The sequence below is a fragment of the Polyangium sorediatum genome, from assembly GCF_029946465.1.
Lineage (GTDB): Bacteria > Myxococcota_A > Polyangia > Polyangiales > Polyangiaceae > Polyangium > Polyangium fumosum.
In genome coordinates, this window is the sequence record NZ_JARZHI010000018.1 from 75,015 (window position 1) to 89,637 (window position 14,623).

16 protein-coding genes are annotated in these 14,623 nt (G+C 70.0%); 7 read left to right on the forward strand and 9 right to left on the reverse strand.

The genetic code is table 11. The annotated features are described in order from the left end of the window. The first annotated feature begins 198 nt into the window (after positions 1–198). Together QHF89_RS21205 and QHF89_RS21210 are read left to right on the forward strand one after the other, a co-directional pair. A complete protein-coding gene (locus QHF89_RS21205; RefSeq protein WP_136930932.1) occupies positions 199–507 on the forward strand; it encodes a YtxH domain-containing protein in 309 nt (102 codons plus the stop codon). A 139-nt stretch (positions 508–646) separates the two neighbouring features. After that, complete coding sequence (locus QHF89_RS21210) at positions 647–1,156, forward strand: hypothetical protein (RefSeq protein WP_136969920.1); 510 nt, start codon at positions 647–649, stop codon at positions 1,154–1,156. A 91-nt stretch (positions 1,157–1,247) separates the two neighbouring features. On the opposite strand, the gene QHF89_RS21215 is transcribed toward QHF89_RS21210, so the two are convergent. The 4 genes from QHF89_RS21215 to QHF89_RS21230 all read right to left on the reverse strand — a co-directional run bounded on the left by QHF89_RS21215 (position 1,248) and on the right by QHF89_RS21230 (position 3,762). Further along, complete coding sequence (locus QHF89_RS21215; RefSeq protein ID WP_136930934.1) at positions 1,248–1,565, reverse strand: hypothetical protein; 318 nt, start codon at positions 1,563–1,565, stop codon at positions 1,248–1,250. Between the two features lie 14 nt (positions 1,566–1,579). After that, positions 1,580–1,780: a hypothetical protein gene (locus QHF89_RS21220; protein WP_136930935.1), complete on the reverse strand. Its 201-nt coding sequence runs from the start codon at positions 1,778–1,780 to the stop codon at positions 1,580–1,582. Between the two features lie 67 nt (positions 1,781–1,847). After that, on the reverse strand, positions 1,848–2,681 hold the full coding sequence (locus tag QHF89_RS21225; RefSeq protein WP_136969919.1) for a sensor histidine kinase: 834 nt from the start codon (positions 2,679–2,681) through the stop codon (positions 1,848–1,850). After that, a complete protein-coding gene (locus QHF89_RS21230) occupies positions 2,659–3,762 on the reverse strand; it encodes a PAS domain-containing sensor histidine kinase (protein ID WP_284720755.1) in 1,104 nt (367 codons plus the stop codon). Before QHF89_RS21230 ends, QHF89_RS21225 begins: the two co-directional genes overlap by 23 nt. Positions 3,763–3,821: 59 nt before the next feature. On the opposite strand from QHF89_RS21230, the gene QHF89_RS21235 reads away from it, so the two are divergent. Beyond that, the gene (locus QHF89_RS21235; protein WP_284720756.1) at positions 3,822–4,304 is read left to right on the forward strand and encodes a response regulator; all 483 of its coding nucleotides are present in this window, start codon (positions 3,822–3,824) and stop codon (positions 4,302–4,304) included. Between the two features lie 60 nt (positions 4,305–4,364). Here the strand turns inward: QHF89_RS21235 and QHF89_RS21240 are convergent, their stop codons facing one another. Further along, positions 4,365–5,495, reverse strand: coding sequence for a DHH family phosphoesterase (locus QHF89_RS21240; RefSeq protein WP_136969916.1), 1,131 nt, complete (start codon positions 5,493–5,495; stop codon positions 4,365–4,367). 123 nt (positions 5,496–5,618) lie between these two features. After that, positions 5,619–7,610, reverse strand: a complete 1,992-nt coding sequence (locus tag QHF89_RS21245; RefSeq protein WP_284720757.1) for a serine/threonine protein kinase — start codon at positions 7,608–7,610, stop codon at positions 5,619–5,621. Positions 7,611–7,714: 104 nt separating this feature from the next. Between QHF89_RS21245 and QHF89_RS21250 the strand changes: the two genes are divergently transcribed. After that, the gene (locus QHF89_RS21250; protein WP_136930940.1) at positions 7,715–7,957 is read left to right on the forward strand and encodes a hypothetical protein; all 243 of its coding nucleotides are present in this window, start codon (positions 7,715–7,717) and stop codon (positions 7,955–7,957) included. Positions 7,958–7,970: 13 nt separating this feature from the next. On the opposite strand, the gene yhbY is transcribed toward QHF89_RS21250, so the two are convergent. Then, positions 7,971–8,273 (reverse strand): ribosome assembly RNA-binding protein YhbY, encoded by a 303-nt coding sequence (yhbY, locus tag QHF89_RS21255; protein WP_136930941.1) that lies wholly within the window; start codon positions 8,271–8,273, stop codon positions 7,971–7,973. A 152-nt stretch (positions 8,274–8,425) separates the two neighbouring features. Here yhbY and QHF89_RS21260 point away from each other — a divergent pair, with 152 nt between their 5' ends. Together QHF89_RS21260 and QHF89_RS21265 are read left to right on the forward strand one after the other, a co-directional pair. Beyond that, on the forward strand, positions 8,426–8,899 hold the full coding sequence (locus tag QHF89_RS21260) for a host attachment protein (RefSeq protein ID WP_284720758.1): 474 nt from the start codon (positions 8,426–8,428) through the stop codon (positions 8,897–8,899). A gap of 58 nt (positions 8,900–8,957) precedes the next feature. Next, a complete protein-coding gene (locus tag QHF89_RS21265; protein WP_136969913.1) occupies positions 8,958–10,379 on the forward strand; it encodes an MATE family efflux transporter in 1,422 nt (473 codons plus the stop codon). A gap of 71 nt (positions 10,380–10,450) precedes the next feature. On the opposite strand, the gene QHF89_RS21270 is transcribed toward QHF89_RS21265, so the two are convergent. Continuing rightward, positions 10,451–10,999, reverse strand: coding sequence for a dihydrofolate reductase family protein (locus QHF89_RS21270; protein ID WP_136969912.1), 549 nt, complete (start codon positions 10,997–10,999; stop codon positions 10,451–10,453). Between the two features lie 316 nt (positions 11,000–11,315). Here QHF89_RS21270 and QHF89_RS21275 point away from each other — a divergent pair, with 316 nt between their 5' ends. Continuing rightward, on the forward strand, positions 11,316–13,496 hold the full coding sequence (locus QHF89_RS21275; RefSeq protein ID WP_136969911.1) for a bifunctional alpha,alpha-trehalose-phosphate synthase (UDP-forming)/trehalose-phosphatase: 2,181 nt from the start codon (positions 11,316–11,318) through the stop codon (positions 13,494–13,496). A gap of 122 nt (positions 13,497–13,618) precedes the next feature. Here the strand turns inward: QHF89_RS21275 and QHF89_RS21280 are convergent, their stop codons facing one another. Next, positions 13,619–14,620 carry an oxygenase MpaB family protein gene (locus tag QHF89_RS21280; RefSeq protein ID WP_136969910.1) on the reverse strand — a complete coding sequence of 334 codons (1,002 nt, stop codon included), beginning with the start codon at positions 14,618–14,620 and terminating at the stop codon, positions 13,619–13,621. Positions 14,621–14,623: the final 3 nt, after the last annotated feature.

Below are 14,623 nucleotides of genomic sequence, written 5' to 3' on the forward strand. Positions count from 1 at the left end.
CGCGGACATTTTTGCGGCGCCGTGTGCGCTCGCCCTGCCCGCTCCTGCTGTGGCATGCGTGCTGCCTGGCCCTCCCGCGCGGATTCGATCGAGCGCTCACGTGGTTCGTTTCGCGCTGGGAGCTTCGGGTCACCTGCAGCGACCCCCAGCTCCCAGCCCCACGTGAGGCTCCGATCCATCCCCGACGGAGCCTAAACAATGAAGAACTACGGATTCCTCCAGCGTTTGGCAGAGTCGTTCCCTTACGAGCGCAGGACCACGACGAGCTGGCTCGTGCCAGCCTCCATCGGGGTCGGCGTCGGGGTGGCCCTCGGCGTGGGCATCGGCTTGCTCTACGCGCCGCGCACGGGCGAAGAGACCCGAGAGCGACTCCGCCAGGGCGCCGATCGGGTCAAAGACCGCGCGCGCTTCACCGCCGGGCGCGTCCGGGGTGAGCTCGAGTCAGCCGCGAACCAGATCCGCGAGCGCTCGTTCGCCACATCGAACGAGGCCGGCCAGAGCCGTTAGCGCCGACGCGCGCGCCGGCGTTCGTGACGCGCTCCACACACACCTCACGTGCGAACCGTGTACGCGCTGCGTGCACGGTTTGCACGCTTTGGGGCCTCGAAGCTCCTGCGCGGTTCGTCCGCGCGAAAGTCGCGGCATCATGAAACACGAGATCCTCATCGCTTTCTTCTTCGAACGCGCGCAGGCGGACGGCGCGCTCGCTTCGCTCGCCGAGCTCGGCGTCCTGCCCGGCGACGTCAGCGTCATCCCCAAGCACGTCGGCCATCGAGGCGACCTCGGCCTCCACCTCGGCAGCAAGGCCTCCGAAGGCGCTGCGATCGGCGCTGCGATGGGCGGACTGCTCGGCGCGATCGTGGGCGCGCTCGGCGCCGCGGGCTCGCTCGTCGTGCCCGCGACTGGCTCCGTCTTCGCGGGTCCGGTCGTCGCGGCGGCGGCGGGCGCCGGCGTCATCGGCGCGATCGGCGTGGCGGTGGGTGGACTTTTGGGGGCGCGTCACCCGGAGTTCGAGGCGCGCTTGCTCGATGATGCCGTCGGCATGGGCGGCTCGCTCGTCGCGGTCCGCGCCTCGCCTGCGGCTGCGGGCGCCGTCGAGCGCCTCCTCGAGGCGCGCGGCGCAAGCTTCGTCCGGCGTGAGTCGGCCGAGCCCTGAGGCCGGCCCGTTCGTCGTCCCGAGGCGAGCTCGCTTCGCGCGATCTCGCAGAGCGCCGAACGAGTCGGCGCTCTCGCCGTCCTCCAGGCGCTCAGCGCGCGCCTGCGTTGCCCATCCGCTCGGCCAGCCCGTGCTCGAGCCCGGCCAGCGTCTCTTCCACCGTCGCGCGGAAGTAACGTCGCGCCGTGAAGAGCGCCGCCGCGCCGAGCAGCCGGGGCGTCAGCCCGCCGCCGAGCAGAAAGCCCACCGCGACCGCGCCGACGAGCGCCGCATGTGGGTTCGCCCGCGCCACGTCGCTCACCATCGTGAGCACCTCGTTTGGATCGACTCCGCCGAACGCTGCGAGGGGACCACGGTCCGCCCCTTGTTCCGTCGTGCCGCCTTGCCCCGCTTGTCTCTCCCCAACCATGAACCCCTCCGTTCTCATCCTTGACGCGTCATCACGCGCCCGAGCACGTACCCGAACGCGAGCGCCACGCCGAGCGCGACGAGCGGCCGCTCCTCGACGAAGGCGACCAGCTTGTCGTCGGCCCGTTTCACCTGACGAACCACCCGCGCCGCCCCCTTCGCGTGACCGTTCAGGTGGGCGCCGCCCATTTCCGATTTGTGAGGATCTTCGATCATCGCCTCGCGCTCCAGCAACGGGCGCGCCATGCGGCCTGAGCAAGGCCCGCACGGTCGAGGCGCGTGCTCACGCGTCGAGCGGGATGCAAAGCCGACAGATGGTGCCCTGGCCCTCCACGCTCTCGACCGACAAACGACCTCGGCAGAGCGTCGCCAGGTGGTGTGCCAGGTACAGACCTACACCCAGCCCGCGATACAGGTAGCTCGGCGCGTTGGAACCCCGATAGAACTTCGTGAACACCTGGCCGAGCTCGCGCGCCGGGATCCCGATCCCCCGGTCCTCCACGACCACCACCGCGCTCGCCGCGTCCTCGGAGATCACCCGCACGCCGATCGGCGCCTCGGGCGGCGAGTACTTCACCGCGTTCTCCACGAGCGACGCCACGATCTGCTCCACCCGCTCCGGATCGCCCCGCACGCGCACCGGCGAGGCGGGCTCGTGAAGCGTGAACGTCCGCGACTCCAGCATCAGCCGCGCCTCGCCCACCGCCCGCCGCACCGGCTCGCGCAGGTCGAACGAGAGCGCCGCCACGCGCAGCGATCCGTCCTCGATACGGGGCAGGTCCACGAGCAGCGCCTCGATCAACCGGCCCAGCCTGCGCGCCTGCCGCATCGTCCGCGGGAACGTGTCGGGCGGGACGCTCGTCCCTCGTTCGAGCGCCCGCGCGAGTGTCATGAGCGAGACCTCCAGCGGCAAAAGCGGACTCTTGAGCTGATGCGCGATCAGCGCGAAGAACGTCCGCATCTCCTGCCGCGCCTCTTCCTCGGCCGCCTCCCGCTCGGCGCGCTCCTGCGCGAGGCGCTCGTTTTCCTGGCGGAGGCGCGTGTTCTCCTCCTGGGCTTCGGCGAGCCTCGCTGCGAGCGCCTCGTAGCTCGGCTCAATGCGGCGGGCGAGTTTCATCGCGGTTCCCTCGTTGGGCCGGCGCCGCCACGCCTTTGCCCTCCGGCCAGTGCCTCGGCAGCACCAGCGAGAAGGCGCTCCCTCGCCCCACCTCGCTCGCGACCGTCAAGCTCCCGTGCAGACGCTTCGCGAGCCCTTGTGCCAGATAGAGCCCCACACCGAGCCCGCTCGCCGCCGTCGGCACGTTCGAGCCGCGGTAGAACTTGCCGAACACGCTGGCTTGCTCCGCCGCCGGGATCCCGATCCCCTGATCGATCACGCGCACCCGCACGCGTGACTCCGTCCCCTCGACCTCCACCGTCACCACGCGCTGCCGCCCCGAGTACTTCATCGCGTTGTCGATGAGGCTGATCAGGATCTGGTGCACCCGATCCGGATCCGACGTCACGGGCACCCCGTCGCCGGGCCCGTGGTACTCGAGCCGCTGCGACGGCGCGGCCAGGCGGAAGTCCTCCACCACCTCGCGCGTGAAGACCGCGAGGTCGAAGGGCGCCACGTGCACCTCCAGCGTCCCGCGCTCGATCGCCGCGGCGTCGCTCAGGATCGCGTCCACGAGCCGCCCGAGCCGGAGCGTCTGCCGCAGCGCGCGCGCCATCGTCCCCTCGGGCGGCGTCGTCCCGATGGCGAGCGCGCGCTCGATCGTCCGGAGCGAGTTCAGCACCGGCTGGATCGGCGCGCGGAGCTGATGCGCGGCCATCGACAGGAACGACTCGCGCTCGGCCGAGAGCAGCTTCGTCGTGACCGACCGATCACTCGCCGACAGGTCTCGCACGAAGGCCGTCGCGAACGCGCGGCCCCCGGGCGGCACGAGCGAGACCTCGAGCGGCACGTTCGTCCCGTCCTTTCGATGCCCAATGGCGCGCTCCGGCGCGACCGTCGCCTCGTCCCAGCGATGCCCTTCTCCGTTGGACAGCGCCACGAGCTCGGGGAACGACTCTCCGACGAGCTCTCCGGGCGAGCGCCCGAGGAGACGCTCCGCCGCGGGATTGGCGTACACGATCCGCCCACGTTCGTCCGCGCAGACCACCCCATCGGGCGCCCGCGCGATCACTTCGGTCCAATCGATCGTCGTCTCCTGCACGGTTACCACCTTGCGTTCGTCGACGGTGGCTTCATTAGGGACGGAGGGGTTCATTGCCAGTGGGGGGCACGAAATTGGGAAAGCGCTCGCGACCGACCGTTCTGATCGTCGATGACGACGACGAGATTCGATATTCGATGCGCAACCTCCTGGTCGTATCGGACTTCGACGTCTTGCTCGCCGCCGACGGCGTCGAGGCCCTCAAGCTGCTCGAGCGCCATCGCGTCGACGCGCTCGTCATCGATTTGATGATGCCGCGCCTCGACGGCGTGGGCGTCATTCGGGCCTTGCTCGGCAAACCCCCCGAGACGCGGCCGGGCGTGATCATCGTCGTCTCGGCGCACGTCGAGCTCCGCCGGCGCATCATGGGCCTCGACGTCCGCCGTGTCTTCCCCAAGCCCTTCGACGCGCTCGCCCTCGTGAACGAGCTCTCGGCTGCCTTCAACGCAGGCGCTGGGGACAACGAGCCCGCCAAGGACAAACCGCCCGCCGAGCCGACCCTCGTCGCCGTCCCCCGCGGACACGAAGGGCGCCCGGTTTGACCGGACGCCCCTCGATTTCCCCGACATTCTTCGATTTCGAGCGCGACGACGACGATTCGCTCAGCCGGCTTCGTCCGACGTCCCGATCCGTTTCCGGATCGTGTCCTCGACCATTTCCCGGACAACCTGCCAGAGCGCGTCCTGGTTCGGACAGGCCGCGAGCGGCCCGAGCGGGATCTGGAATCCGCCTTTGCCGCGCCGCCCGCCGCCGTAGGGCATCCCGAGCGGGCCGATGCCGAACGCGTCGCGCAGCCACGTCGCCGGATCCAGCGACGCATCGGTCGTGCGCAGCGAGCCGTCGATCCACCCCTCGACCAGGCCGAACGTGATCGCCGTCTTGATCCCCTCGCGCCGGAGGAGGAAGTCGGCGGCTTGCCCGATCGCGTCCCGGTCCTGCGAGCGCACCTGCCCCACGCCCGCGAAGACCCACATCCCTTCCACCTGCATCGCCTCCAGCGCCCGCCGCATGATCCGCATCGAGCTCGACGGGATCGCGTAGCGCGACAGCGCGCTCAGCACGTCCGTGTCCACGAGCTCGATGATGCTCGCGAGTGCTCGCAAATCGTCGGCGCTCGCGTGCAGCAGATCATCCGTATCGCTTCGGATCCCGTAGGCCAGCGCGGTCGCGAGCCTCGTCGCGATCGCCCCGCTCTCCAGGACCCGCGTCGGCGCCTCGATCACGTACTCTGTGTAGATCGTGCTCGCGGCGCCCACGCCGAGCCGGATGTCCACGAAATCCGCGATCGGTTTTCCCTGAATGGCGTGATGATCCACGATGGACACGCAGGGCAGCCCTGCGCTGCTCGGCAGCTCGATCGCGTTCGTGTCGACCAGGCTCAACGCGGCGTACCGGTCGAGGTCTTCCGCCGCGGTCACGCGAACGAGCGGGAGATCGAGCAAGTTCACCATCGCCCGATTTTCCGCCCGGCTCACGAGCGGCAGGTGCGCGATGTCGCACTCGATGCCCACGCTCGCGGCGAGCCTTTGATGGGCCCACGCGCTCGCCAGGCTGTCGGGGTCCGGGTATCCCCGGATGACGACGACATGCCTGCCTTCGTGCTTTCGCAGCGCTTCGAGGAGCTGTCCGACGCGGCTCTCGGCTCCGTCCACGCGCCGCGGCCCGCGCAGATCGGGAAGGTGTGGGCTGCTGCTACGGTCGGGTTCGATCCGCAACGCTTCTTGATGGTTCACCGTCTTGCCCCGGAGGTGCGGGCCTGATGCCGCACGGTCCGCCACCCACGAAAGCAAGCCGCGCGCCCAACCCGCAGCCGGGCCGTCCCGTACGAACCGGGAGGGACGTTTGCCCGAACCGCCTCAGAGCTTGAACATGGCCATGGCCGTTTCGCCCGGACGAACGGTCACGCTCTTCGACTTCGCGGCGCCGCTCGCGGGCTTGCACGTCACCGAGTACGTGCCCGCCTTCAGCGACACACGCAGCGACGATGACTTCCCCTTCGAGGCCCCGTTGACGGTGAACGAACACGGACCGCCGACCGCCACGGCGACGAGGGTCCCGTTCGCCGCGGCCGGCGCGGGCGCGGGCGTTGGGGTCGTTTTGGTCGTCGACTCGGACGCGGCGCTGCCGCCTTTCGGCGCTTCGTCCCCGCCCGAGGGCGGCGGCGTGACGGCCGCGACGGCCGACGCGGAGGACGCGGGCGCCTCGGCGGACGCCGCCGCGGAGGCGGTCTCGGCCGGAGGGGGCGCGGCCGAGGGAGCCGGCGTGCTCGGGGGCGCGGCGACGGCCGAGGGAGCGGGCGTGGCGACGGGCGGAGGCGTGGGGATCGCGATGGGCCCGTTCTCCTGGGACTGCGTCGTCGTCGAGGCGGTTGGCTCGCCGGACTGCTTGCGCAGGAGCATGACCATGAGCACGACCACGCCGAGCAAGCCGACCGCGCAGAACGCGAGGAGAACGCGGATCATGCGCGAGCTGTCGGGCGCGGCAGCGGGCACGGGCGCGGCAGCGGGCACGGGCGCAGGCGCAGGTGCGGCGGCAGCAGGCGCAACGACGGGCGCAGGCGCAGGCTCCGCCGCGGGTGCGGGCGCAAGTGCGGCGGCGGCAGCGGGCGCAGGTGCGGCAACAGGCACGGGCGCAGGCGCAGGCATGACGACCGGCCCGGAGAACACCTCCGTCATCGGCTCGTCCATCCCCATCGGCGCGGGCGCAGCCTGCTGAAGCGCCGAAGCCATATACCTTTGCGGCGCCGGCGCCCCGTAGATCCCCGAGCCGAGGTGCACGTTCGTCTCGGCGTCGTCGTCGGCGGGCAGGTGCGCGAACTCGGGGTTCACGACGCCCCCGGCCATGGGCGGCGGCGTCGGCGCGGGCAACCACGCGGGCGCGGTGGCCGGGGACGACGGCGGCGGCGCAGGCGGCGGCACCGATCCGGTCGTCTTCCTCTCGCGCGCGGCCTGCGCGATCTGCCCGATTCGATCCACGAGCAGCCGGCCCTCGGGCGGCGAGAACGGCAAGAGCGCGTGCGCGAACGCGTGCACGCTCCGGAAGCGCGCCTCCACGTCCTTCGCGAGCGCCCAGCCGATCACCGTGTCGAGTTCCGCAGGCACGTCGCCGCGCAACTGCGACACGCGCATCGGCTCTTCGCGCGTGATCTGCAGCATCAGGTACGCGGCTTCGCCCTGAAACGGCGGACGACCTGCGAGCATCTCGTAGAGGATCGTCCCGAGCGACCACACGTCCGTGCGCGCATCCACGTCCTTCGCCTTGCGCACGAGCTCCGGCGACGCGTACGGCGTGAGCCCGAACATCGCCGTCCCCGTGAGCTCGCCCGTCGCATCTTGCGCGCCGCCCAGCAGCTTCGCCGTGCCGAACTCCGTGATCTTGATCAGCGGCGCGCCGCCGGTCCGCTGCGTGAGGAAGAGGTGCGACGGCTCGAGATCACGCACGACGATGCTGTTCGCGTGTGCCTCGGCCACGGCCTCGCAGGCTTGCAGCGCGAACAGGACGGCGTCGTGCAGCGGCAGCGGGCCGGTCTTGCGGACGTGCCGCTCGAGGTCGATGCCTTCGAGGTACTGCCGGACGAGGTAAAACGTCCCGTCGGCCTCGTTGCCGACGTCGATGATGCGGGCGACGTGCTCGGAGGCGATCTTCGAAAGGGCGCGCGCCTCGCGGCGAAAGCGCTCGATCTCGCGCGCATCGGCCTGATGCGGCAGGAGCAGCTTGATGATGGCCCGCTGGTCGAACGCGGTGTGGAACGCGTCCACCGTGAGGCCATGTTTACGCCCGAGGATGGCGCGAACGCGGTATTTACCGCCGATCAGGGCGCCGGGATGGATGTCGTTGGCGGAGCGCATGACTCGTCGTTGTCGGCGAACCGGATCGCGCGCCCATTCTTGCATGACCTCGGCGGGAGGGGTAGGAGCGTGCGTCTGGGCGAGAGACGCCCACGCTGCCGACCATGAAGCGCTACCAGCCCGGCCCCTACGACAACCTCCCCGACGTGCGGGATGGCTTGACCCGCAAGGAGCGCATCGTGCTCTATGTCCTCCACAAGACGCAGGAGGAGCGCGGGGGCCGCAACGTGCCCACGGCGATGCTCTACGGCCGCGTCGTCGAGTACATCGACATGAGCGTCGAGGAGCTCCAGCGTATCCTCGCCCGCCTGGCCGCTCCGCAGGAAAACACCCGCGGCAAGCCCTGACGGCCGGCCGCGCTCAGCCGGCCTTCGGAAGCGTGATCTTCGGCTCCTTCGGGTGACGGCGGTAGAGCAAGATCGTCCGGCCGAGCACCTGCACGAGCTCGGCGCGCACGGCGGGCGGGATCTTTTCGGCGAGATCGCCGCGCTCGTCGGGGCACTCGGTCCCGACCCGCACCTTGACCAGCTCGTGCTGCTCGAGCGCGTCGTTCACGGCGGAGACGATGCCGTCGGTCAGCCCGTGTTTGCCGAGCTGGACCACGGGATCCAGGTGATGGCCGAGCGCGCGCAGGTGGCGGCGCTGCTTTCCTGTCAGGCTCATGCGGTCCTCTTGGCTCGGCCGACTCGGTCGAGGGACGGCCGGCCTAGTCCCCCGGCTCCTCCACGTCAAGCGCGCCCGCGCTCCATTGCCGCATGCACCCGACCCCTCCATGTTCCGCGCGTCGCGCCGACGAGGCGCGCGAGGAGGGACGCTTGCAAGAGGAACGCGCGCAAGAAACGGAACGAATCACGTTCGTCCTCATCGCCGACGCCAGCCGAGCCCGCCTGCTCCGGCGGGGCAAGGAGAGCGCCGCGCTCGAGGTCATCGAGGCGTTCGAGCACCCCGAGAGCCGTGCCATGGCCCGGGACCTCATGGCGGACAAACCTGGCCGCGCCTTCACCGGCGGCGGCCAGGTCGCCGGACGCGGCGCCAAGGAGTACGCCACCGACCCGAAGGACGTCGAGGCGCAGAAGTTCGCGCGTAGCCTCGCCGACCGGCTCGCCTCGCTCTACGACGCGCATGCCTTCCACGCGCTCGTCCTCGCCGCGCCGCCGAAATTCCTCGGCCTCTTGCGCGGCACGCTCGCCGCGCACACGAACCACGTCGCCGAGGCCGTCGTCGCGTCCCACGAGAAGGACTACACCCAGCTCGACGTGCGCACGATCGCCGAACGAATCGCCGCCTGAGATCCAGGCACAGAATCGTCGGGCGCGCCCGCGCCGGCGAGGTATACCGGGGCCCTCCATGAGTGACGTGGCCCCGATTCCCAGTGCTTCGCGCATCGTGGACGAGACGGTGGCCGCAGGACCGCGGACCTTGCGCGCGGAGCTCCGCGAGGTCGCCGCCCTCGGCGGACCCATCACGCTGAGCTTCGTCGCCAACCAGCTCCTCGGCTTCGTCGACACCGCCATGGTCGGCCGCCTCGGCGCCACCGCGCTCGCCGCCGTCGGCATCGGCAACGGCATCTTTTTCTCGATCACCGTGCTCTTCATGGGCCTCATCCTGGGCATGGACCCGCTCGTGTCCCAGGCCGAGGGCGCGGGCGATCGCAGCCGCGCCCGCGCCGTGCTCGGCCAGGCCGCGCGCCTCGGCCTCGTCTTGTCGGTCCCGTGCATGGCGGTCATCGTCCTCGCCGGCCTCCTCGTCGGCCGCGCTGGCATCGATCCCGAGACCTCGCGCAACGTCCTGCACTTCTTGCTCGGCCGCCTCATCAACGTCGTGCCTTTCCTCCTGATCACGGCCTGCCGCGTGTACCTCCAGGCCCGCGGGCACACGCGCGCGCTCGTGTGGTCGGCCGTCTGGGCGAACGTCACGAACGTCATCGGCAACATCCTCCTCATCTACGGCGACGAAGGCCTCGCCTACATCGGCCTCCCGCGGGTCGGCTTGCCTTCGCTCGGCGTCCTCGGCTCGGGCCTCGCGTCGAGCATCGCCTCGCTCGTCTCGTTTGGCGTCGTGTTCCGGGACATCGTCCGGCGGGAGGGCGGAGTCCGCGCCGACGAGCTCCGCGCCGATCGCGAGACCACGCGCTCCATCGTCCGGGTTGGCTGGCCCATCGGCACGCACCTGCTCGCGGAGGTCGGCGCCTTCTCGATCGCGGGCATCTTCGCCGGTTGGATTGGCCCCGAGGCGGCGGCGGGCCACCAGGTCGCGCTCTCCCTCGCGAGCCTCTCGTTCACCATCGCGCTCGGCATGTCGAACGCGACCTCGGTCCTCGTCGGCCGCGCCGTCGGCCGTGGGGATTCCACGGCCGCGCGCCATGCCGGCCTCCTCGGCATCGCCTCGACCTGCATCGTGATGAGCCTCTCGGCCGTCGTCTTCGCCGCGGCCCCCGCGCTCTGCGCGCGGATCCTCTCGGACAAACCCGACGTCATCGCGGCGGCGGTCCCGCTCATCCGCATCGCCGCGATCTTCCAGCTCGCGGATGGCGCGCAGGCGGTCGCGGCGGGCGCGCTCCGGGGGGCGGGGGATACGACGTCGGCGCGCAATGCGAACGTGGTCGGGTATTACGCGTTCGGCATTCCGCTCGCGCTCGTGCTCGGGTTCGCCGTCGGGATGGGCGCGGTCGGGATCTGGTTGGGGCTCACAGCGGCGCTCTTCGCTGTCGCGGCGGTGCTCGTCATCCGGTTCGCGCGCCTCGCGCCGACGCAGATGAAGCGAATCTGAGCGCCTCGCTCAGAACGAGCGGGGGTGCCGCGCCCCCGCTCCTGGTTTCCAGCGATCACGTCACGCTGCGGTCATGCGCTCCCGGCGGCTTTCCCCGAGGGACGAACCTCGTACTGGAGCAGCACCACTCCATTGCGGTACACCTTCGTCGACACGAGGTCGAGGTTCACCGGTGCGGCGAGCCGCGACACCACCGGGATTCCCCCGCCGAGCAGCACCGGATTCAGCTTGAACAGCACCTCGTCGACGAGCCCCTCGGCGAGGAGCATCGCCGCGAAATCCCCGCCGCCGGCCAGGTACATGGGCTTGCCCTCCTGCGCTTTCAGCTTCCGGATGGCGCCGACGGCGTCCTCCGCGATGATTTTCACGCGTGGATTCGGGCTCTCCTTCAACGTCCGCGAGAAGACGTACGTCTCTAGCGTCGGATACGGATCGGTGACCCCCACCTTCAGCCCGACGTCATACGTGCGCCGTCCCATCACGACGGCGCCGTACCCCGCGAGGGATGTGAGGTAATCGGCGGCGTGATCCCCTTCCATCACGAAGAAATCGAACGAATGGTCTTCGCGCGCGATGCAGCCGTCCGCCGTGATGGCGACGTGATACACGAGTTTTCTCATATCGATCTCCAGACACACGCCGGCCCCGAAGCCGGCGTCTGAGCAAGCAGCAACCACGATTTCGGATCCGTCACGAGCGAACGGCCGAAGCTCGACTCCAACAGAAGGAGCCGCGGCGTCGCAATGACGGGGGTTCGTGCTCAGCGCGAGGAGACCATAGAGCGACGCTTCGTCAGCGTCGCGGCCACCTTACCCATCTCCCCCGGACCTTGCAAGAAGTTTCCGAATCTCCCTGGGCCCGTTCGTCCGGGAAAGCAGTATTTGTCCACATATCGTTGGTAGACAAAGCTTTCTGACGGTGCCACCCTCCCCCGCCATGGCTCGCCTGCTCCTCGTCTCGAACCGCCTGCCCGTCACCGTGAAGGTCGAGCACGGCGAGGTCCACGTCACCCGGAGCGCCGGAGGCCTCGCGACCGGCATGAAGGGGCCCCACGAGCGCTCGGGAGGCCTCTGGCTCGGCTATCCCGGCGACGTCTCGCGCCTCCCGCCCGAACAACGCGCCGCCCTCGAAGCGCGCCTCGAAGACCTCCGGTACGTCCCGCTCCACCTTTCCACGGGCGAGGTCTCCAGGTTTTACGAGGGATTCTCCAATGGCGTCCTCTGGCCGCTCTTCCATTACCTGCTCGACCAGGTCCCCATCGGCGAACGCGACTGGGAGAGCTACCGCCGCGTGAATGAGCGATTCGCCGACCTCGTCGCCGCGCACCACCGCGAAGGCGACCTCATCTGGGTCCACGACTATCAGCTCATGCTCGTCCCCGGCCTCCTGCGTAAGAAAATCCCCAACGCGCGAATCGGTTTTTTCCTCCACATCCCCTTCCCCTCCGCCGAGGTCTTTCGCATCCTCCCCTGGCGCACGCAGCTCCTCGAAGGCCTGCTCGGCGCCGACCTCCTCGGGTTCCACACGCTCTCGTACCTGCGCCATTTCGCGTCGTCGCTCCTCCACGTGCTCGGCATCGAAGCCAACGTCGATCGTGTCTTCACGGAAGGACGCGAAGTCCGGCTCGGCGCCTTCCCGATGGGCATCGACGCCGCCGCGCTCTCCACGCTCGCCGGCTCGCCCGAGGTCGACGCCGAGGCGCAAACCTTCCGCCAGCCCGGCCAGCGCATCCTGCTCGGCATCGACCGCCTCGATTACACGAAAGGCATCCCGCGCCGCCTCCTCGCCGTCGAGCGCCTCCTCGAACGCGAGCCCTCGCTCCGCGGCAAGGTCCGCCTCGTCCAGGTCACGGTCCCCTCGCGCACCAACGTCGAGGCGTACCAGGGATTCCGCAGCCGGGTCGACGAGCTCGTGGGCCGCATCAACGGCGCCTACGCCACGGTGCATTCCGTGCCGATTCACTCCATGTATCGCTCCTTCAACGAGCGCCAGCTCGCCGCCCTGTATCGCGCGGCCGACGTCATGCTCGTCACGCCCTTGCGCGACGGCATGAACCTCGTCGCCAAGGAGTTCGTCGCGTCCCGCACCGACGACGACGGCGTGCTCGTCCTCAGCGAGTTCGCCGGCGCCGCCTCCGAGCTCGCCGACGCCTTGCTCGTCAATCCGTACGACATCGGCGGCGTCGCGGCCACGCTCAAGCGCGCCCTCACGATGCCCCAGGGCGAGCGGCGGCAGCGCATGCAAAACCTCCGGCAGCGCGTCCTCGAGAACGACGTCCACGGCTGGGCGCAGAGCTTCCTCTCCACGCTCGAAGAGCAATCCGAGGCGTCGAGCGGGCGCTCCCTCGGCGCGACCACGTCTGCGGCCCTCGAAAGCCTCACCTCCGATCTCCGCAAAGCGCCGCGCCTCACCTTGCTCCTCGATTACGACGGCACCCTCGTCCGGTTCGCCCGCGCCCCCGACGACGCCGCGCCCGATGCGGACCTCCGTCACCTGCTCACGGCCCTCGCCCGCCGCCCCGGCACGCGCGTCCACGTCGTCAGCGGCCGGACGCGCGACGTCCTCGAGCGCTGGCTCGGCGACCTGCCCATCGCGCTCGCCGCCGAGCACGGCTTCTGGACGCGTGACGCCTCGGCGCGAGAATGGCGCCCCCGCACGGACATCCCCTCCGATTGGAGTGCGAAATTCCTGCCCTTGCTCCGCCAATTCGTCGCCCGCACCCCGGGCACCTTGCTCGAAGAAAAGAGCGCCTCCCTCACCTTCCATTACCGCATGGCCGACCCCGAGTTCGGCGTACTCCAGGCCAAAGAGCTACGGCTCCACCTCGGCGACCTGCTCAAAAACACGCCCGTCGAGATCCTCCCCGGCGAAAAGATCGTCGAGATTCGCCCCATGGGCGCGGGGAGCGCCGCGCTCGTGGCATCCCTCCTCGAAGGCGCGCCCTCCGGCTCCCGCCTCGTCGCGCTCGGTGACGACCTCGTCGACGAGGAGATGTTCGCCGCGCTGCCGCCCCCACACATCGCCATGCACGTCGGCCCGCGCCCGAGCCGCGCCCCCTACCGTTTGTCCGGGCCCATGGCCGCCCGCACGTTCCTCCAGGCCATCGCCGAGGACTAGCAGCCTGTGGAATGAGCGTCGCGAGCGCCCCGAAGCTAGGGCGACGGAGCGAGGAATCCTGAAGGATTTCGAGCGATGTCGACCGACGATTCGGGGCGCGCAGCAGATAAGTCCACAGGCTGCTAACCGCGCGGGCACCTCCGCATCACCTCTTCCGGCGGCGCGAGCCCCGCGGGGATCCACCCGCGCGCGTCGAGCGCCTGCACGATCCGCGTCGTCTTCGAAACCCCTCCTCCCCGCGCCGCCTCAATCCGCGCCGCCGCCTGGTGCCACGCAGGCACGTACCGCAAGGCCGGCGGCAAATGCCTCGTCCTGCGCAGCGCGCCGAGCGCGAGCTCGTACGCCCGTTTTGCGTCCGCGTCCCAGGGCAAACCCACCGCGCTCCGCCACCGCTCCGGCAAAAGCCCCGCGCAGAGCCTCGCAACGCCGCGCATGTACGGCGGACCAAAAAGCACCCGCAGGATATCCTTCGCCATGTCCCCGAGCTCCAGCGCTCCCTCCACCATCTCCTCGAAATAACGCGCGAAGCTCTCCCAGTCGGGCGGCAATTGCTCCGGGGGCAAACCCACCACGGCGCCCCACCGCTTCGACTCCTCGTAAAAACGCGCCCGCTCGTCCCGATCGAGCGGCTCCACGGCCGCCTCGTACGTCGTCAGCGCCCCCTGCACCAGCGTGGCGAACACCCATTGCAGGGCCGCCGGATCGTTCGCACGATAGCGCGTGCCTGCCCGCCCCTCGCTCGAACGCGACGAAATTCCACCCCGGACCCGCTCGTGGAGCTGAAAGATCCGCCCCCCCACCTCGATCGACATCGAGAGATCGCCGAAGACGAGCGCGTGGGTCGCGTACACCGTCCGCCGCGTCCTCGCCATCAGCTTCGTTTGATAATCGCTGAACCGCCCCACGCCCTCGGCCACCTCGGGCAGGAGCACCTCCAGGACCACCGCCGGCGGAATGGCGGCCAGCATCGCCCCTTCCCGCCAAATTCGCCGCACCATCCCTTCCTGCGCGAAGAGCCCCTCCACCGGGCCCACCGCGTGCTCACGCGCGTAGGCGAGGCAACGCTCCCGCCGCTGCCTGTCCTTTTGGGAAACTGCCGCGAGGTTTTCGTAGAGGTCTGGCATTGC